The organism is Vibrio sp. 2304, from assembly GCF_033339475.1.
Classification (GTDB): domain Bacteria; phylum Pseudomonadota; class Gammaproteobacteria; order Enterobacterales; family Vibrionaceae; genus Vibrio; species Vibrio alginolyticus.
In genome coordinates this window covers 236,564-257,864 of record NZ_JAWOUQ010000001.1, presented here as the reverse complement: position 1 = coordinate 257,864, position 21,301 = coordinate 236,564, and the positions used below count along the sequence as shown (strand labels likewise).

At 44.8% G+C, this 21,301-nt stretch carries 13 protein-coding genes; 2 read left to right on the top strand and 11 right to left on the bottom strand.

The genetic code is table 11. The features are described 5' to 3' along the window. Positions 1-43 precede the first annotated feature (43 nt). The 6 genes from pdxY to R7P64_RS01120 form a co-directional block, all read right to left on the bottom strand. Positions 44-913: a pyridoxal kinase PdxY gene (gene pdxY, locus R7P64_RS01145; protein ID WP_318123063.1), complete on the bottom strand. Its 870-nt coding sequence runs from the start codon at positions 911-913 to the stop codon at positions 44-46. Between the two features lie 101 nt (positions 914-1,014). Continuing rightward, positions 1,015-1,203 carry an AbrB/MazE/SpoVT family DNA-binding domain-containing protein gene (locus R7P64_RS01140; RefSeq protein WP_017634469.1) on the bottom strand — a complete coding sequence of 63 codons (189 nt, stop codon included), beginning with the start codon at positions 1,201-1,203 and terminating at the stop codon, positions 1,015-1,017. A gap of 147 nt (positions 1,204-1,350) precedes the next feature. Beyond that, complete coding sequence (potE, locus tag R7P64_RS01135) at positions 1,351-2,661, bottom strand: putrescine-ornithine antiporter (protein ID WP_053307967.1); 1,311 nt, start codon at positions 2,659-2,661, stop codon at positions 1,351-1,353. 61 nt (positions 2,662-2,722) lie between these two features. After that, positions 2,723-4,903: an ornithine decarboxylase SpeF gene (gene speF, locus R7P64_RS01130; protein ID WP_033906657.1), complete on the bottom strand. Its 2,181-nt coding sequence runs from the start codon at positions 4,901-4,903 to the stop codon at positions 2,723-2,725. Positions 4,904-5,313: 410 nt separating this feature from the next. Next, positions 5,314-5,715, bottom strand: coding sequence for a helix-turn-helix transcriptional regulator (locus R7P64_RS01125; RefSeq protein WP_318123210.1), 402 nt, complete (start codon positions 5,713-5,715; stop codon positions 5,314-5,316). A gap of 582 nt (positions 5,716-6,297) precedes the next feature. After that, a complete protein-coding gene (locus R7P64_RS01120; protein WP_318123062.1) occupies positions 6,298-7,494 on the bottom strand; it encodes a hypothetical protein in 1,197 nt (398 codons plus the stop codon). Positions 7,495-8,040: 546 nt separating this feature from the next. Between R7P64_RS01120 and pulA the strand changes: the two genes are divergently transcribed. Beyond that, the gene (pulA, locus tag R7P64_RS01115) at positions 8,041-12,030 is read left to right on the top strand and encodes a pullulanase-type alpha-1,6-glucosidase (RefSeq protein ID WP_258475674.1); all 3,990 of its coding nucleotides are present in this window, start codon (positions 8,041-8,043) and stop codon (positions 12,028-12,030) included. A 99-nt stretch (positions 12,031-12,129) separates the two neighbouring features. Here the strand turns inward: pulA and R7P64_RS01110 are convergent, their stop codons facing one another. The 5 genes from R7P64_RS01110 to R7P64_RS01090 form a co-directional block, all read right to left on the bottom strand. After that, a complete protein-coding gene (locus tag R7P64_RS01110; protein WP_318123059.1) occupies positions 12,130-13,746 on the bottom strand; it encodes an endonuclease in 1,617 nt (538 codons plus the stop codon). Between the two features lie 331 nt (positions 13,747-14,077). Continuing rightward, positions 14,078-15,691 carry an alpha-amylase family glycosyl hydrolase gene (locus R7P64_RS01105; RefSeq protein ID WP_318123058.1) on the bottom strand — a complete coding sequence of 538 codons (1,614 nt, stop codon included), beginning with the start codon at positions 15,689-15,691 and terminating at the stop codon, positions 14,078-14,080. A gap of 120 nt (positions 15,692-15,811) precedes the next feature. Beyond that, positions 15,812-16,318, bottom strand: coding sequence for a glycosidase (locus R7P64_RS01100; RefSeq protein ID WP_318118630.1), 507 nt, complete (start codon positions 16,316-16,318; stop codon positions 15,812-15,814). Positions 16,319-16,634: 316 nt separating this feature from the next. Continuing rightward, positions 16,635-17,444: a MalM family protein gene (locus R7P64_RS01095; RefSeq protein WP_005374786.1), complete on the bottom strand. Its 810-nt coding sequence runs from the start codon at positions 17,442-17,444 to the stop codon at positions 16,635-16,637. Between the two features lie 100 nt (positions 17,445-17,544). Next, positions 17,545-18,816 carry a maltoporin gene (locus R7P64_RS01090; RefSeq protein WP_005374784.1) on the bottom strand — a complete coding sequence of 424 codons (1,272 nt, stop codon included), beginning with the start codon at positions 18,814-18,816 and terminating at the stop codon, positions 17,545-17,547. 446 nt (positions 18,817-19,262) lie between these two features. On the opposite strand from R7P64_RS01090, the gene glgX reads away from it, so the two are divergent. Further along, positions 19,263-21,254 carry a glycogen debranching protein GlgX gene (gene glgX / locus R7P64_RS01085; protein ID WP_130545711.1) on the top strand — a complete coding sequence of 664 codons (1,992 nt, stop codon included), beginning with the start codon at positions 19,263-19,265 and terminating at the stop codon, positions 21,252-21,254. The last annotated feature ends 47 nt before the right edge of the window (positions 21,255-21,301 follow it).

Below are 21,301 nucleotides of genomic sequence, written 5' to 3'. Positions count from 1 at the left end.
GGGAGCCGATGATGGCTCCCCTTTTTTGTTTAATTGCGCTCAATTATGCGGTGACCAGAGCCACTTCTTCAATCGGGAAGTGTTTGCTTGGTTTAACAAACTCTTGCTGCGCAGCAATAGTTTGCAGCTCCCACTCACCCGCATGGTACGTTGCACTCAACATCCCGTAACACGCGTCGTGACAATGTTGGAAAGCTTGTTTAGGAGACCAGCCTTTTAAGAGTCCCGCGGTAAAGATAGCTGAAATAAGATCGCCCACGCCAACAGGTTGTTTAGCAAACTCAAATTGAGGACGCTTCGCAAGGTAAATGCCTTCTTGCGTAGCCAATAGCATGTTGAAGCTGCCATTTTCTAGGCAGTAAAGGTGCTTAACTAGCACCACTTTTGGACCTTTTTCTAGCGCACGTTGGCATGCGGTGATCGCATCGTCTAGTGAGTGGATTTCCATCTCAGCAAATTGACTTAGCTCGAATTGGTTCGGAACGATCACGTCCGCCATTGGCATCAAACGCGTTAGAAGATTTTCAGCAATGCCCGGAGCCACAATGCAGCCTTTGTCTGGCGCGCCCATTACAGGGTCGCAAACGTAAAGTGCGTTCGGGTTTGCTTGTTTCACTTTCGTCACGGTTTCTTCAACAGCAAGGCACTGCTCTGCGCTACCTTGGTAGCCCGTCAATACCGCTTGGCACTTTTCCAGCGCGCCGATGTTACCAAGTCCACGAACTAACTCGCTGATGTCTTCAGCCGCAAACGCTCGCCCAGTCCAGCCTTCTTGATACTGCGTGTGGTTAGAAAATTGAACGGTATGAATCGGCCATACTTCGAAACCCATGCGTTGCATTGGGAAAACGGCACTGCTGTTACCAGCATGACCAAAAGAAACATGAGATTGTATAGAGAGGATACCTTGCATAGTACCTTACCTCTTATTGTAGTTATCGATAGTTCAAAGACAGCGGCAAGCGCCAGTTTTGCGAAACCAGTAGTGTATCCGACAAACCAAGATTCTCTAACTCAATTCTCCTCAATATCTTCAGAGTAAGTTGGCGCGCTGGTTTTCAACACCATCTTCTTAATTTCCATTTTGTCTTTATTCAGTGCGATTTCTAGGGTATCTCCTTCCCTTATCCCGAGCTGAGCCAGGATTACGCTTGGAATGACTACGGCGGTGTCGTCACCGATTTTAACAGGTTGACTTATCATCTTTCGTCCTCCAAATGTCGAAAATGAGTTTTCACGTCATTGGATGTCTAGCCTCAAATACATTAAGCTGACTTGGATTTGGCGTAAATGCCTAAAAGCAAAGAGCCTTCCACACCGCGTTTGGGAAGGCTCTTTCAGTATTATTTTTTAATTTGCTAAAGGCTCATGCTTCGCAGCAATCAGACCGTAAGCACTCCAGCCTAGGAAGGTTACGATAGAGCCCCACATCATCGCTTCGTAGCCGGAGCCGTAAAGCGCATAGAAGCTGTACAGAGAGCCAATCAGAGCGATAACGTTGGTGGTTTTCATCTCGCGCTCTGGCACGTGCGCCACTTGCTGCATAATAAAGATTGCGCCCATACATAAGATGTAAGGAATAACGTTTGTTACTACCGCTAGGTTAACCAGTGCTTCGAACTGCTCGTTCAGCGTTGGAGAAATCGTCATTAGAGACAATACTGATTGGATGATAGTAATCGCGATCATACCTTTGATCGGTGTGCCGCGTTTGTCCACTTGAGAGAACAATTTAGGGAAGAAGCCCGCATCAGAAGACGATTTGAACACTGACGCGATAGTGAATTGCCAACCCAATAGAGAGCCCGCACAAGCCAATACCGCCATACCCGCAACCACTTTACCAGCAGCAGAACCTAGCATCACTGTCCATACGGTTGAGAATGGCGCTGTAGATGCAGCAAGCTCAGAGTTTGCAACGATACCAGAACAGATGTTTGTCGATACAATGTAAACCACAGCCGCGATTAGCGTACCACCTAGCACTGCGATTGGTACGTTCTTCTCTGGGTTTTCTACCGCTTCAGAGTTCGCACAAGCTGATTCAAGACCAAGGAATGCCCATAGAGTCATCGCAATAGAAGCACTCACCGCTTCACCAAATGGCAAGTGGTGTGGGTTCCAAGCTTCAATGTACATGGTTGGGTTAAACCAGAACCACCCAACAATACCCAATGAACACACTGGTAGGATTACGCCCCACACGGTGAATGTACCAATTTGACCTGTGATTTTCGCGCCACCGAAGTTAGCGAAAGTACAAATCCAAAGAATGGCGATGGTGTACAAACAGGTTTCGACCGGAGATAGGGTCACTTCAAAGAATGCGGAGCCGTAACCCACACAAGTAATCGCGATCGCAATGTTCGCAATAAGGAGCGACAAACCGTAAGTCCAGCCCGCCATAAACGCACCCGATTTACCGAATGCGTAAGACGCGTAACCGTTCATACCGCCGTCTCGTTTACTAAAGCGACCACATTTTGCAAACACATAAGCCAACGCCAAAGAGCCCGCTGCCGTGATCAGCCAAGACAACACTGAAATGGTACCCACTTGCGCCAGTTTACTTGGCAGCATGATAATACCGGAGCCAGCCATATTGATGAACGTCAGAATGGTTAACTGCACCACCGACATTTTTTTAGTTTCAGTACTCATAAATTATTCTCCACGAATAAGCGGTTCGCACCGACGCCGGAGCGTGGTGCGAACGGGTAGATTAATCTTTTAGGACATAACAATGTGCGGTAGTGCGACCGTTAACATCTTCAAGGTACACACCTTGAATTTCTGGCGCGAAGCCTGGGAAGCGGTTAATGCCTTCTTCTAGAGATAGGAAGTAATCCACCACCTGTTGAGTCCAGACTTCACCAGTGATCACACAGATAATGCCTGGAGGGTAAGGAAGTGCACCTTCAGCGGCTACGCGGCCCACGGCCTCTTTAAGTGGTAGGTAATTGCATTCACCACGGAAGTATTTGCGTGTTGCTACGTCAGGTTTGTGAACCATTTGTGGGAAGTACTCGCTGCGGAACATCGCTTTTTGTAACTGTTTCACGTTCAGCTCTTTGTACATGTCATGCATTTCCTGACATAGCTGACGGATGGTGTAGCCACGGTAGCGTTCTTTATTCGCTTCGTAGACGCTTGGAAGTACGATACTTAAAGGGGCATCATCACGGATGAATTTTTCGAATCGGTTAATTTGAGCCACAAGGTGACGGATCTTACCCATATCTTCCGCAGGAGTGAGTAGGAACAAGATAGAGTTCAAGTCGCACTTTTCAGGGATGATGCCATTTTCACGAAGGAAGTTCGCTAAAAGCGTTGCAGGAATACCAAAGTCTGCGTAGCTGCCATCTTCAGCAATACCTGCTGTGGTTAGTAGCAATTTACATGGGTCAACGAAGTATTGACCTTCACCGTACCCCTCGAATTTGTGCCAGCTTGCGTTTGGCTCAAACATGAAGAATTTCTTGTTCGTTGCTATCACGTCAGTGTCGTAGCTGCCCCAAGGTTGGCCTTCGACTTCATCTGGAATGAACGGACGAATCAATTCACAACTCTTAAGGATTTCTTTACGCGCTTCGATACCTGTCTTAACCGCATCGCGCCATAAACGCAGACCTGCTTCGCCGTCGTGGATCTTCGCGTTCACATCAAGCGCAGAGAACAGTGCGTAGAATGGTGAAGTCGATGCGTGCATCATAAACGCGTTGTTAAAGCGTTTGTGGTTACAGTAACGAGCTTGACCTTTGATATGGCGGTCTTTTTTGTGGATTTGCGATGTTTGAGAGAAGCCAGCTTGTTGTTTGTGAACAGACTGAGTCACGATCACACCTGCGTCTTCTGGTTTCAAATCCAGCAGCAGTGGTGAACAGTCTTTCATCATCGGGATGAACTGCTCATAACCAACCCATGCAGAGTCAAACAGGATGTAGTCACAAAGGTGACCTATCTTATCCATTACGTAGCGAGCGTTGTAGATAGTACCGTCATAAGTACCAAGTTGGATAATAGCAAGACGGAAAGGACGTTCATCGCGTGCACGTTCTGGGTCCACTTTCGCGATTTGAGCACGAATGTATTCTTCATCGAAACAGTGTTCATCCATACCACCGATAAAGCCCCAAGGGTTACGCGCCGTTTCTAAGTAAACTGGCATACCACCCGCTTGGATTAACGCACCGTGGTGGTTCGATTTGTGGTTGTTACGGTCGAACAGTACCAAATCACCTTCAGTTACCAGCGCGTTACAGACTACTTTGTTTGAAGCAGAAGTGCCGTTAAGTACGAAGTAAGTTTTGTCCGCGTTAAATACTTTTGCAGCGTGCGCTTGCGCTTGGTGTGCAGAACCTTCGTGGATCAGCAAGTCACCTAAATCCACGTCCGCATTACACAAGTCACTACGGAACAGGTTTTCGCCGAAGAAATCGTAGAATTGTTTACCCGCTGGGTGTTTTTTGAAGAACTGACCACCTTGGTGTCCCGGACAGTCAAACGCTGAGTTACCCATCTCAACATAGTGCGTTAATTGCTTGAAGAAAGGAGGAAGCAGACGACATTCGTACTTGGTTACTGCTTCGTTGATTTGACGACAGTAGTACTCAATAGATTGTCTTTCTAAATCGATAACGCCAGTTAGCCAAACGTAATCTTCTGCCGAAACTGGGTTTTCATCCGTTACTAAGAAAACTGGAATACCGTAACCCGTTTCAGAAATCATTTTATGCAGACCTGCTTTAATGTCTGCTGAAGTAATAATAGCCGCACCAACGTCGGTTAATTCAACTTGCTCTAAAGGTTGTAAATGACGATTAAATTGTTCATCTAAAGATTCAGCTAATAAACTGAAGTCTTCTGGCATGTAATTACTAACACCTATAATTAAACGTTTCATTTGGAATATCTCTTTTTTGTTCTTTAAAATTGACAGGTACAGATATTACAAACGAAAACGATATTTAAAATTCAAAAAACAAATTTCGTGATTAAATTTTCATATTTAAAAGTTTTATTTTATCGAATTAAAATTTCGCGATCTTCATCACTTTCCAATTGATAGCCCAATGATATTGAAACCAGGCTTAAAAGGAAAAATAATTAAAAATTGTGTGACCACAGCCATTGTTGTTAGAAATGAAATATCAAGAAAATAATTTTTTGAGATTTCCATCACTATATAATTATTAAGACTATATTATTAGGAATGATAAATGTTTTAATTTTAACTAAATTTAAACACATAATAAAAAAGCCATCAACACATGTATTGATGGCTTTTTACTTTAGGTGCAAAGGAAACACAATTCAATTAAATAAATGACTATCTAGTTTGACTCCATCATTCGACCATTGCTGATAACGTTTTACAGACATGCCTGACGAGTACATAGTGTGTTTACAATCCATGCACTCGACAAAATACAAGCCACTCATGCCAGCCATAACGTGCAGTCTACGGCTATCGCAACGCTTACAGGACAAGCGTTTTACTTTGGTATTGACATCAATACGACGAGCAAAGTTTAACGTTTCATGAGAGCATAAAGCATCAACAGCACTATCTTTAAATGGATGTTCACTCAACAAGTAATTAATGGCGTAATCATACACCGGGGGGATTGAAGATTTTCCACTTTCAATATTACTTATTTTAGCGACGGAAACACCTAATAAAGAAGCGAACTCAGCCTTACTGTACTCTAAGATAAACCTTTAAGAGATAAATTTATCTGCACTAATGATTCTCAACATACACAAATCTCTAATATAAATAAAAACAGAGATAAAAAATTATCTCTATTTATTATGAAACATGTAATGAAAAAGTTACTTCCTAGTGTAATTCTGCATATTAACTATGCTATTTTATTTTTACGTTATCTTGCGCCTAATTAATCATAAAATCAATAATCGACACCTAAATATAAAAGAACAATTTAAGATTTATAATACATTTTTTAATTTACATTATTAGATAAAGTAATGAGTACTATTCACCTATAAATCGGGGCATCAAGCATTGCTCTTCAATCATTATTACTATCAATTGAAAAGGCTTGATCTAAGCCCAATAGCGGAAGTAAATAAAGAGGGAAAAACCTCTTTTTTAAGGTAAACAGATCCCATCTTAGTTAAGTACTAACAATATGTTGAAAAATCGCATAAATAGTATGCACATCAGTAAAATGACTGCTTAAGTAAGTTTACATTCTGTTGTCGTGACTGATAGAGATACTGGCAAAAGAGCAAAAGAAAAGCCTCAATCTTGAGGCTTCTGGATAAGATAGGTTATGGCTGAAGGAAGTTTTGAGTGAAATCGAGCGCATCTTTAGAGAGTTTTTTTTCGTTAGGCGATGTGCTTGCCTGGTCTTCTGCTGTTACCGTTGTCATCTTAGGCTGAAAATCTAGTGTTGATGTCTCCTCCCAAGCTTCGGAGACGTCTTTATTCTCATCATTCAACACCGCATTGAGCTCCTCTTCCGCAGGAAAATACGCTTCGCGTTTGTACACTTTGTTAAGGGCTCGAATAATAGAGTGCTTTCTAACCATTCCTGAGGCCAGCTTTCTTTGCAACGGCTTCGCTATGGACTGCAATCCAACGACAACATCAACACCAATATTGGTTGCCACTTCATCACGCAACGTACGTGCAGGTTGGTAGCCCATATTAGCAGCAAGAAACAGCCAAACGTAAGCAATTGCATTACCCGTTTTACCTTTATCCTTCCACGCTTCGCCAGCATGATACATCGCTTTAGCACTGCCACCTTCCGCGGCCCGTTCCAGCCAGTAGCAACCTTTAACCATGCTTTTTTCTGTACCAATGCCATTTAGGTAACATAAGCCGACTTGGATCTTGCCATCCGCACTGTCTTTTTCCGCCGCTTTCATAAACCAGTAAAGCGCATCTGCACTGCGTCCTGCACTATTGTCTGGTGAAAGCTGCCACTCACCCATGTAAAGCATGGCATCAATGCAGCCTTCCTCGGCTGCGGTTTCAATCAGTTGGTTACCTTTGGGAATATTTTTTTCCGTTCCGCGACCAAAAACCAACGCTTTGCCTGTCGAAAATTTCGCTTCGGTATCCCCTTCCATTCCCGCAATTGCGGTACGCCAGAAGTTTGCCTGCTCTTTTAAAATCACATCTTCGCGCATGCGTTCACTTAAGCGAACAATGCCGTACATCCCCGTCACATTGTCCAGTTTAGCGGCTTTATCATACCAATACAGCGCTTGACGAATGTTGTCCTTTTCGGCTTCTTTCGCTAGAAATAAAATGGTGGGGATATGCCCGGTTTCTGCTTTGAACTCTCGCTCTTTACGCTCTTGCTCTCGCGCTTTATGCATCGCCTTTCGATAAGCGGCTTCGCGAGCTTTCCTCTCTGCCTCGAGTCTCTGTTTCCGCATCGACAACGAGATCATCCACACAAATATCAGGACGAGTGAAAGGCCAGTTGCCGCAATGGCAATGCCCATACTACTCATAAATAGCCTCTTTTGGTTTCAGGGCCCAATTCAACTCCCTTTCAGGGAAATCTTATGATTACGCGCCGACATAACGCCGACTACCTTCATTATATAACGACCACTTAGCGAAAATCTGAAGCTTGCGAAGACTTAATGGCGGTATTTTATTCAACATCACTGCAACTTATTTTTAAAAGAAAAATATAGCCCTCATTTTTATAGAACTTAATCACGGTTTTGGGGCTGAGACATTCTCATCCCCTATCATCCCCCCTTACTCATCCCATAAAAATTTACATTTTAATGATGTGCAGAATCTCTCACTATGCGCCTGTTTTGTTATTTAATTTGTGAACAAAATCGACTGTGACAGAAAATTTGCACCTGTAAAAAACTTAACAGCCTGCTCTCACATTTTGCTGATGATTCAGTGTATTAGCATCTAATTGAACATTTCCTTTTTTGGCATCTGCCTTTCTAGCGTGTGCAAAACCTTCTTGATGATTGAGTCAGCGAAGGCAGCGCGCAGCTCAATATCAATTCAATAACAATGGATTTGTAAACGTGGACAATAAGACATTTAAATTATCAACAATTGCCAAAACCGTACTGCCTTTGATTTCCGTCGCGGTAATCAGCGGTTGTGGTAGTGATAGCACGAACGAAGATACGACGACCCCTGGCTCAGGCTTGTACCCTGCGGGAGAGAACGAAGTCGTCATTTATTACAAACGTGACGTAGCATCAGCTTCAACAGCCAGCGACTACGAAGGTTGGGGCTTGCACCTATGGAACGGTGAGGGCTGTACCAGCACAGATTTAGACGCAATGGGCATTCCGGGAACAGGAACGGATTGGTCTGCGCCACACCCATTCGATGGCATCAACGACACCTACGGTGCTTACTACGTACTGAAAATAAACCCTGACGCCTCTGACCCACACGAATGCATGAACTTCATTCTGCACAAAGGTGATGAGAAAGCGTTCGGCAGCGCAAACTCAAAAGTAGAGTTGACGAAAATCGGCGAATCGAAAGGTTTGTTTGGCTTCCACGGCAGCAGTGAACTTTACTACGAGCCAATAGAAGAGCGCCCTGTTGATATTGATGGTCAAAAAGCCCATTGGTTAGACGCCAACACCATCGCATGGGAAGCGGCGACCAGTGCGGATTCCATGAAGCTGTTCTACAGCCTTAGCAATGACATCAAAATGGATGAAGACAAGCAAATCTCTGGCGGTACAGCCGTTGAGCTGACAAAAGCTGGTGAGTTGTCTGATGGTCTGAAATCACGCTTCCGTCACCTTGCTAGCCTTCAAGCTGCGGGTATCGATGTCGATGACGCGACCTTGCGTACGATCCTGAAGTCACAAATTGTTATGGTGGCTTACAACGCAAATGGTGACGTCATTTCTGCAACTGAAATGCAAAAGCCGGGCGTTTTGGATGCGGTGTTTGCCGATTCCAAGGCAGGTAACGCGATCGGTCAAGAACTCGGTGCGATTGTGGAAGGCGGTGCCGCAACCTTCAAACTATGGGCACCAACTGCCCAAGATGTTGATCTGATAATCTACGATGAAAACTTAGCAGAAGAAGCGACCGTTGCCATGACGGAAGACCCAGCAACAGGTATCTGGGTTTCTGAGGCACAAAGCAACGTTGTCAACAAATACTATCGCTACCAAGTTAAAGTATACCACCCAACAACTGGCGTCGTTGAAACGCGTTTGGTAACAGACCCATATTCAATGAGCTTGTCTAAGAACTCACGATACTCGCAAGTGGTTGATTTAGATGATCCAAGCTTAATGCCTCAAGATTGGAAAAACTACGCACGCCCAACGGTTAAAAAAGACGAAGACCACGTCCTTTACGAGTCACACATTCGTGATTTCAGCTTTAACGACAGCAAAGGCACACCAAGTCTTGATGGCAAATATCTGGCGCTTACAGAACCTGAGCGTGAGTCTGTATCTCACTTACAAGCTTTAAAAGATGCTGGCCTAACAACGCTACATATCCTGCCTGCGTTTGATATTGCAACCGTGGATGAAGACGCTGACAAGCGAGTCGATATCACCGACACCGTGGGTAAACTTTGTGGCATCAAGCCAGAAGCCTCCATTTGTGAGACCGAAGATGACGGCAAAGTAATTGAAGAGGTATTAAATAGCTACGACCCAACAACGGGCAAAGCACAAGCGTTGATGAACGATCTTCGCATGCTAGACAGCTTCAACTGGGGTTATGACCCTTACCACTACACCGTGCCAGAAGGCAGTTATGCGACCGATCCTAACGGGTCTAAGCGTATTCTTGAGTTCCGCGAAATGGTTCAAGCGACGCATAAAATGGATCTGAAACTGGTCATGGACGTCGTGTACAACCACACAAATGCATCTGGTGTGAACGAAAAATCAGTACTGGATAAGATTGTCCCTGGGTACTACCACCGCCTAAACGTCAACACTGGCGGCGTCGAAAACTCAACCTGTTGTGATAACACCGCAACCGAGAACTTGATGATGGGTAAACTAATGGTTGACTCATTGATGGTATGGGCGGATGACTATAAAGTCGATGGTTTCCGTTTTGACCTTATGGGCCACCAGCCGAAAGATGTGATGGTTTACGCACTTGAAAAAGTCCGTGAAATTGACCCGAATACCTTGTTCTACGGCGAAGGTTGGGACTTTGGTGAAGTCGCGCAAAACGCTCGCTTCGATCAGGCGACACAAGTCAACATGGCGGGGACAGAAATCGGTACTTTCTCTGATCGTCTGCGTGACGCAGTTCGTGGCGGAAGCCCGTTTGATGGCGGTGTAGATTCTGAAGGTAAGCACCCACTTCGCTTTAACCAAGGCTTTGGTAACGCCGCTTATCCTAACGAAGAAACCAAAACTGACGCAGAGTCGGTGAATGGTCGTTTACACAACCAAGATCTGGTTCGTCTAGGTATGGCTGGTAACTTGGCTGATTACATCCTTCTTGATTACAAAGGCGAAACCAAACTGGGTAAGAACGTTGATTACAATGGTGCGCCTGCAGGCTACACAAAAGTGCCATCAGAGAACATCTCTTACGTGTCTAAGCACGACAACCAAACATTGTGGGATAACAACGCCTACAAGATTGCGACAGGCACTTCATCTGCCGAGCGTGCACGTATGCAGTCTGTGTCCCTATCAACGGTGATGCTTGGTCAAGGCATTCCATTCATCCACATGGGTTCTGAGCTATTGCGCTCTAAATCTATGCAGCGCGACTCGTACGATTCTGGTGACTGGTTCAACCGTGTATTCTTCGACGGAAGCGACAATAACTGGAACGTTGGTCTACCACGTGAAGACAAAGACGGTGCAAACTGGGAGCTGATCAAAACCATCGTTGGTGACAGCACGGCGAAACCAGATTCAACCGACATCGAGCTGACTAAGCAACAATTCCTAGAGCTACTTAAAATCCGTAGCACAAGCGAACTGTTCCGCCTAGATACCGCGCAAGAAGTGATGAACCGTGTGGACTTCCGCAACGTAGGGAAAGACCAAGTGGAAGGCTTGATTGTGATGTCTATCGACGATGGTACATCAGCGGGTGCCGATTTGGATTCGAACTACGATGCTGTCGTGGCCGTTGTGAACTCAACATCAACTGAGAAATCTTTCAAAGTTGCTGGCGCAACTGGTTTCGAACTGCATGAAGTTCAACAAAACTCTGCGGATGACATCGTGAAAGGTGCAAGCTTCACCAATGAAACGTTCACAGTACCAGCACTGACAACAGCGGTATTCGTACAGCCACAAAACGGCGCGCAAGGTGCTGGCCTACCAGTAAACACGGATAACAAAGACGTATCGAGTATTCCTCCTTACGGCGAAACCGTGGTTTACGTGAAAGGCACGATGAACGAGTGGTCTGATAGCAGTGATTGGAAGATGACCTTTATTGGCAACGGTATGTACTCTGTAACTGGCGTTCTTGAAGCTGGTGAACACGAGTTCAAATTCGCGGACTCTGGTTGGGCAAATCCAAACATCGGTTGTGATGCTGCGAATATAGCTTCTGGTTCACTAGAATTAGGTTCAGAAGGTAACTGTAAGCTGTCTGTTGCTGAAACAGGTAAGTACAACTTCACTCTGAACGCGCTACATGTTCAAGATGAAAGCGTAGAAAAACCGGTCGTGTCAGTGACCAAGTCAGCAGATGCACCAACATTCGGTGAAACAGCACTTTACTTACGTGGCACTATCACTACATGGGATGCTCCAGCACAAGACTCAACAGCGAAGTTCAGCTATGTTGCAAATGACGTTTATTCGCTAGACATTACCCTAGCGGCGGGCAACTACGAGATGAAAGTTGCGAGCGCAGACTGGGCAGCAGACACCAACTTCGGTGGCGAAGGCAGTGTTGAGCTTGGTAAAGCGCTAACGATGGAAGTCGGTGGCGGTAGTGCAAACCTGAAAATTGCGATTGCAGAAGCAGGAAATTACAACTTCCACTTCAACGCGGCTGACAAGTCGGCGCCAATCGTGACGGTAACGAAAAACTAGTTTCATTTAAAAACATCCGTAATGAAAAAGGGGAAGCATCACGCTTCCCCTTTGTTTTGTTGGCGTCACTAAATGGTGGATACCAAAATCAAAAAGGCGTTAGTTTCCCCAAATCTGTTCAACAAACTCAGGATGATCAATGAATGGATTACGATTGCCCTGAAAATCAAACACTTGTTCATTCCGATTTCGTTCTTTTTCACTAACGGGATCATTTTTGTGCCAACGTTTCAGCATGTTTAACATCCAAGGTTCAAAAACCGTTGAACTTGAACCATCAAGGACAGCATCCGCATTGCTTGAATTGCCTTCCCAGTTACCTACAACATTTTCATAGCGGGTTGCCATGTAGAAATAAGCACGGGCGAAGTCGCCCTTAAACTCATCAATCGGCTCAAACACCGTACCGGAGTAGCCCAGATTAGTGCTTGCTTGGCCAAGTTTAGAGCCATTACTAGACACGTAGGTCGCGGTGCCCACTTCACCAAATGGCCAATTACTGCGCTTCGCGTTTACATAACCATCAGTCGCAAACAAGTGATGACCGTCTGAGTTCATCGGCTCAACCTTACCGCCAAACCAGCTTTTCGGAAAAGAGTGCTCACGGTTGTAGCAATCCCCTTCCGTTTTGTATTGGCCACATTGGTCTGTGACTTTGGTAAAGCTTACTGTATCGCTACCAGATGGCTTTTCAGAATACATATCGAGAATAGAGCCATCATTTTCGTAATAACGATCAATATCGGCATCTTTTACCAAGGTCCACACCGCAGAATAGCCTCGGCTGGAGTGATTATTGATAATGTTAAACAACGCTGTTTTTAGAGCGTATCCCGTCTTACCAGATGCCGCTTGATAGTAACCATCAACCACTGGTGGGGTCGTGGTTGAGTCACCTAACGTAAAATCGGTGGTTTCACTTTTCGAGAATTCAGCGCCAGAAGCAAGAGTCTTATCTCCCTCAGTCAGCGTGTACGACCCCGCGCCACTGCCACAACAAATGCCGTCACCATACTCGTCTTGAATCGTGAATTGGTAGTTACCGTCAGCTAAGCACATGCTCTTTTCAATGGTGATTGCTGACTCATATCCCTGACCAGAAAACAGTACTTCAGCTTGGTTGTTTTTTAACGTCCAGCTAGTTTCTGAACCATAATTATCGGTTGTGAGAGTCAAGACCACTTGGTGATCACTACAACTTTCTACAGGAGGTTGTGTACTCGTCTCAGTCGGTTGAAAATTATCGACGTAGACAACTTCTGAGCCATCAAAACTGGCTTCATCGTAAAAACGCAAACCGACGTTGATGGTCTTGTTCGAGCTCGCTGTGTAGTTGTGCGCGAGCTCTTGCCACTGGTTTATCTGTTGTGGGTTCGAGTAATTGTGATAACCATCAACCACCAGACGTGCTTTTACATTTCCTTCGGTATGATAAACCGAGACAGAAAACGGATAGGTTTTCCCTTGCTCCACATTAATGGTTTGCAAAAAGTCGGTGTTGCTTTGGGTACCTGTATTCACGACGACCTGGGCAGCCAGACCACCCGATTTGATTTGCTCGCTGCTTGGCGACACTGTAATGCCCGCGTCAATCTCTGACCACTGCGTAGGTACATTGCCATTCCACTGTTCAAAGTCACCGTTGATAATTTGGCTATATGCAAACGGAGAGCTAACAGCAGCAAGGAGACAGAGGGAGTTCGTTATGGATTTCATTATACTTTTCCATTAGTTATATAAATCCCAGACACGATAAACATATTAGTGGGGCATAAATAATTCTTCAGTCACATTTTTACGTTGCACAAGTGTTAATTTACTTTTTAATGTGCAGCTTATCTCACAAATATCCATCTGCTGAAAACAAACGCCAATACAAAAAGCGAAGCAACTTGTTGGCTACATCGTCGTAAAACCATTAAGGGAAAAGTAAAACAGACAGAAAAAAGCCAAGTGTGCGCCTATGGGGGTCAGCAACAACACTTGGCTTGTTTATAAGAAAGCTTGTGGTCAGCTCAACTGGTGAGCATCAATTCTGGATAATTCCTTAAGGTTTTACCGCAAAGAATCGTCCTTGTAGTGGCGACATCAGAATCTGATATTGACCATTACTCGGAGTAATTTTTTCATTCGTGAGCAAATCCACCAACTCACCAGTACCAACACTCTCCTGAGTAAGAGTGACGCTTCTAGCGCTCTCTAAGGTATTTAGCGCAAACAAGACTTTGTCCGAACCAGATTGTTTCAAGTCCACATAACTGCCGTTACTCGCAACTAAATTCGTGCGTGACCCTTGATAAAGTGCAGGATGCGCATCGCGCATTGTCATCAGCGATGTCACATAAGATTTGAGATCGGCTTGGTTTGCATCAAGCGTCGCCGTCACGCCTTCAATTTTCGCACTGCTGCGCGCAACGTGATCATCGCACAAGCCTTGAATGGCACAGGTGCTGTTGTCTTCTTTTGCGGCAAAACCATCCACTTGATCCCCGATTTCATCACCGTAGTACAACGTGATTGGCCCGGTGTACGCCGCTTGGAAAGCAAATGCGGCTTTATGGCGTAACCAATATTCCACATCATTCACATCCGCTAAATTTCCGCGCTGTAACAAGTCACCAAAGCGCACTAAATCATGGTTGCCGATCATCAAATTCGGCTGCGCATGTGTTGGATATTGGTTGTGTGTGCTGTAGCCGTTGTCTAACCAATCCGCACCGCGACCACCCACGCCGCTCTCATTCACGGCCAAAGTTTCAACGATGCGATATCGCATAGGGAAGTCAAACGCAGAGCACAATGCTGGATCGCTGTTCGATCCATACGCCTCATTCGCGATTTCAGACTCCCCTTTCCAAATCTCTGCCACCATATAGCCCAACGGATTCACTTGTTCGCCTTTGCTATTGGTGTACGTCACACTTTGTGAGGCTTCATCGACGGCTTTACGAAGTTGTGTCCAAGCGTCTGTCGGAACTTGATAGGCTTGATCTAAACGCCAGCCGTCAATCTTCAGTTCTTTGATCCAATAGGTTGCCACTTCTTTGTAGAAATCGAGACTGGCCGGGTAATCAACGGGATTGCTCGATCCCGATGGCAACAAACCGGAGGGAGATGGTTTGATCAAACCATCTTTGTGATGACCAAATACACCATCAAAAAACACGTATAATCCGCGTTTGTGTGCTTCCTCGACCAAGGTTCTCGCCGTTTCTAAATCACCAAAACGTGGATCAATGGTGAAGTAATCCGTTGCAAAGTAGCCCGTGGCATCCAGACGATCGGCCCAGTGTTCTTGGCCCACTATCGCTTCCGATTCAAAAACTGGCGTCAACCAAATCGCGTTCATCCCTAAATCTTGGATGTAATCGAGTGAATCAATCACTCCTTGCAAATCGCCGTTATGATGGCTGGTGCCATAACCTGTACCGTGACCAATGCTCGCATCACCATCCACAAAACTCTCTACCATGATTTGATAAGTACGAAGTTGGTTACTTTGCGCCATGACATTGGCTTGGCAAGCATAACTGGTATCCGGTAGCGGAGTGCTGCTATTAGTGTCGCCACCACCAGAAGAATTACACGCAGATAAAGCACCAATCACACTTAACGCAAGCAACGATCGAGACAGGCGATGGTTACGTAGGATATTACGCATTTTATTCTCCCTAACTTACTCAAATAAACTACGGAAATTTGAGTAATAAAATTAACCCCGACATGTGTTTCATGCAGGGGTTAATAAATAAAAATAGATTTTAAATAACTGAATGGAATATTATTGGCACTTATTTACCATGACATGAACAGGTTTGCCTTTTCCTTCAAAATGAAGACTCCATACATATTTACCATCTTCTTTAATATCAACCGAAGTATCCGTACCGTAACCACCAAATGTTAATGGTGTTAATTCACCAACGTTCATTCTATTACCTTTTGCGGTAAATTGTGGGAACCACAACTCGGTCGCGTACTGCATTTTGTAGGAGCCTACTTTTTCTTGAACCACGGCTTGGTAGAAATTATTCCCTTTGTAGGTGTATTGACGCTGAGGCACGTGTTTCCAATCGGAATCCGCAAAAGTACCCACCACAAATAGTGGTTTAGAAATAGGTCCTTTCGCTGTGCTATCTGGGTTGTCACACGCTTTCATGAAAGCAACCACTTCGTCTTGAGACATATTAACAACAGGCTCTGCGGCCGCTTCTGGTTCTGCAGTCGATTGACAACCCACTAAGGCAACAAGTAGAGCAGCAGCAAGAGAGGTCTTCAACATGTTCATTTCACGTAATTCCTTTTTAGTATATCCAAAGTAAAATAAACTCAACGGTTAAAAGAAATATTAATCGTTATTAAAATGGAAATATCAAACGACAATAAATATCGTCAGATTGTGAATTTAAATCACTTCGAGAAGTTTGTTTATTTCCTAAGTACAAAAAATAAATTAGGAACTGCCATTAATTATTGATCCAACCTATATAAAAAACAAAGTAATAAAAATAATTATGTGAATAAGGTAACTCTATGTAGGGGTATTTTTATTAGTTTATTTTCTATGAAAAAGGTCAGCATTTCGCTGACCTTTTTTTATCTGATTATTTTCTATTTACGGCTTTCACAAACACTTGTTGTGCACCTTCAATACCTAGCTCTTTTGCTTCATCAAGCAAAGTGAGCGCTTTCGGAATATCATTCGCTGCGACTGCCGCTTCAATTGAGCTGTAGTAGTAGCTAGTAAGGTCCGTACCTTGGGGAATGTTGTCGTTTTTCGCAACAATCTTAGTATTCACAATATCATTCGCGGATACCGAAAAGCGGAACTGACCGAGTGGGCTATGTTTCGCTAGAGGGTCTGCAATATCTGGCGGCTGAGTGTGACGCGCCATGGCGAAGGCTTTTGCAGGGTGTAAAACTTGTGTACTTCCTTTTAGATCGGCGGAAGTAGTGTAAACCAACACATGCAGATCGTTACCTGTCATGTCTGGAATCACATTGAGATCAAGTACGAATTTATCGTTGTCCAACAGTTTTGCTGGTTCATACTTAAACTTTGAAAAATCTGCTTGGTAAATGGTTTCTCCTGCCGAGTTCATCACTGCGACATTAGGAGCATAAAATTGAAGTTCTTTACTTACGAATGTCTCTAATTTGATATCGAGACTGCCACGGTTACCTGGAAGAGCAAACGCTGCAATAGCGCCAGCACTGTTACCATCCAACAACATTTGGCTTTTATCAGTCAAAGCGAATTCAGTAACCACAGGCACGTTAAGCGGTACCCATTGAATATCACCCGATTGCGTGATCACTTGTTGCTGACCTTTTGGACTCATCTCTACTTGTTCTACAGACGCACAACCAGTAGCCAACATGCCCAGCAGTACGGGAGCAAGCCATTTTTTCATTACTGTCTACCTCGACTCTTTATTGTTTTTTAAATAAATACAGCCAGATAAGTTCTGGCTGTATCATTCTAGGACAATTTAGGACTTAGTGGTTAGATGATTACCACCAAGCTTCAGCTTGTACACCGAATTGGAACGTATCGTCTGAACGACCGTTGTCAAATGTGTTTGAGTTGTCTTCTTTGTCAGCCGTTAGGTAAGAAGCGTAAACACGGATTTCAGGACGAGCCCAGAAGCTAGAGCCAGCAGACCATGCTTGAGCAACAGTTAGCTTACCGTATTTGTTTTCTTCGCCGTCGTTATCGTCGATAGCGTAACCAGCTTCGAAGATAGTTTTGTGGTTGTCATCCCATTTGTACATAGGACGAACAACAACAGACATTGTTTCCCACTTGTCTTGGCCAGCCCACATGTCTTCACCAACACCGTACACTAACTGGTGACCCATTTCCCAGCTGTCGCCCATGCCGATTACACCCCAGTTGATTAGGCGGTAACCAGATGCACCGTTGTCAGCTTCTGCGCCGTACCAGCTACCGTCGCCGTAGAATGCCATTGTTTTTGAGTAACCTTCAGTACCGTACTGAAGCACTGTTTTGTTGAAACCAGCGTCTAGACCTTGAGTCAATTCTGCTGTGAACATTACGCCGTTTTTCGCATCTTTAGTGCCGTTTGGCGCAGCGTCAGTTTCGTTAAGAATTGCGTAGTTCAAGCCCATTTCTAGAGAGCCGTTGTCCCATAGAGGAAGACCTGCGTAACGTACGTCTAGAGTGTTTACGTTTGTTGCGCCACCATCGTTGCCTGGGTCTGCGATATCGCCGCGGTCGTTACGAACCCAAGCGAAAGAAACTTTACCAGGACCAGCTTCGATACCTTCAACACCAGCGCCCGCGCCAGAGATGTTCCAGTAGTAGAAGTCAGAGATATGAATGTCGTGACGTTGGTAGTAGCGTTTACCTGCCCAAAGCGTTGCTTCAGGAGCAAAGTTTAGTAGGCCTTTAGCTTGAACGTTGAACTGACGTAGTGCGAATTGTGCATCGTCTACACATTTCACTTCGCCGTTATCCAAACCACAGTTAGCAGAAGTGCTTTCCCAGTCGTTTGAACCGTTAGAAGTCATTGCAACCATAGAGTCTACGTAGAACGTTTTGCCGTTGTTGTTGTAAACTTCTTTACCTAGTTGAATCTCGCCGTAGATATCGCTTTCATTACCTAGACGACCGATCTTGTTCTTTTCGAATGTTAATTGTTGACCACCGTCAGCGTTCACGCCAACGCCAGCACGCATGTAACCGTGGAAATCCACTGCGAATGCAGAACCAGCAGCTAAAGTTGCAGCTACAGCAGCAGCAATTGCACTTACTTTTTTCATTCTTAACTCCATTAAGGGTATTTATAATTCTGTCTTCCCTGCTCACTCTTTTAGGTGAATATAGGCAGTAAAAACACACCTAAAGAAAGAGAGGTAAGATGGGAACGAATCCCCGTTTGTTTCAACAGTTGTGAGATTACCCGAGGCGTACAAGGATGACTTCCTCCGCCCTAAACTAATTTAAGGGGGATGAGAAGGGAGTAGAAAATTTACCGAATGGTGTTTTTTCGAGTCAGATCACCAATCTAGGGAGGAATTAGTAAGTTTGTTCGGTTTTGAGCCGCTACAAAGTGATAGCCATTTCATATTTTTGACTCTAAGCCGTCACATAAAGTAATTAAATTACACGAATATTTTTATATTTAGGGTGGTTGACCTTAGTAAGACAAAGTTTTTAACTTATAGTTTCCTAAAGGTAGCAATAAATATTAAATAAAGTATCTCCGATGACACGACTTCTCTCTCGCCCCTACCCCCTGGGCGCAACATTGAATAAAGAAGGCTGTAACTTCTCTATTCATGCTCCAGGCGTAAAAGACATTCAACTGGCATTGTTTGCAGACGATGGCAGCTACGAGCTTCACGGTTTACCGAATGAATACGCTGGCATACGTCATACTTTTATTCCAGATATTAAGCCGGGGCAAAAATACGGTTACCTTGTCTCCCACAAGGAAGAGCCACTGTTAATTTCTGATCCGTACGCAAAATCAATAGATAAAGCCCTCCACTATCACCCTCCGTACTCTCCAGCCAAAAGTTTCGATATGCCGAAGTGCGTCGTTATCGAAGATGATTTTGACTGGCAAAACACGGATCACCCGCGTATACCCAGAGAAGAGATGGTGTTGTTTGAGACGCACGTCAAAGGGATTACCCAACGCCACCCAGAGGTTGAGGACAAGCTGAGGGGGCGCTATTTAGGTCTTGCATCACCTGAAATGCTGGCCTTTTACAAACAACAAAACATCAACACGCTGCAATTGCTACCTGTCGCAGCATGCATGCATGAGCCTCACCTACTAGAGATGGAAAAGGTCAATTATTGGGGATACAACCCTTATCTCTTTATGGTGCCCGATCCGCGCTACGCAGAACAAGACGCCGTTACGGAATTAAAAACAACGATTCGCGAATTGCATAAAAACGGCATCGAAGTGATTCTCGACGTGGTTTACAACCACACTGCTGAAGGTGGTGAAGGCCCTACAATCTTCAACCTGAAGGCCCTCGATTCCTGTTTTTACATCAAACATGGCAACCACTTCGCCAATTACACTGGCTGCGGAAATACAGTGGATCTCACCTACCAACCAGCCTTAAACCTTGTGATGGATACATTGCGCTACTGGGTTAGCGAATTTAAAGTCGATGGCTTCCGTTTTGACTTGGCTGCAACGTTAGGTCGACAGGGCGATGATTACAACCCAGAAGCAGCTTTCTTTAAAGCCGTTGCGCAAGACCCAATTTTGCGTGAAACCAAATTGATTGCCGAGCCTTGGGATATTGGTCCAAATGGCTACCAAGTGGGTAACTTTCCATTTGGTTGGAACGAATGTAATGACAAACTGCGTGATATTTCCCGCAGTTTTTGGCGCGGTGATCAAGGCTATTTAAAAGAGTTTGCCACTCGATTAATGGGCTCTCGTGACATTTACAGTGCAGCGAACTGGCCATACAAACTCACCGTAAATTACATCACGTATCACGATGGCTTCACACTGCAAGATTTAGTGTCTTACAAGCACAAACATAACGAAGCCAATGGCGAAGAAAATCGCGACGGTCACGGTGACAATCGTTCAGAAAACTACGGTGTTGAGGGCGAGACGGAAAATCTGATGATCATCGCCACGCGTGAGAAGCAAAAACGCAACCTTATTGCTAGCTTGCTGTTTGCCTTCGGTATCCCACACATTCTCACTGCTGATGTTCTGTCTCACACCCAAGGCGGTAACAATAATGCCTATTGCCAAGACAACGAAACCAGTTGGCTGAACTGGGAAGAGACAGAACGTAAGCAACATTTCAAAGCATGGATGTCACAAATGGTCGCCAACCGAAATCAATACATGGTGCCATTTATCCGAGCTTTCAGTGGCGAAAACCGCAATAACAACCGTATTTTCTGGCGCCGTACAGACGGTCGCTTAATGGAGCACGATGATTGGAACCGTTTAAGCTCTGTCGCACTTCACCTTGGTATCGGTAAAGAAGGGCAAGAGCTGGTTTACCTCATCAACCAAACTAACGCTACAGCTCGCTTTAAGCTCCCCAATGAGCGAAAGCAAGAATGGGTGACGATCTGTGATACAAACGTACGTAACCTCAACCCAGGACATGCTGAAGGCGAAGTCTTGCTGTCACCCACCTCGATGGTGATTTTGCACTATCAACCAATCCAAAGCACACCAAAAGGTGAGCAAACGCGTAGCTAAATTATAAACGCTCCAAAAAAGGAAAGCCGATGCACCTCAGTGCTTCG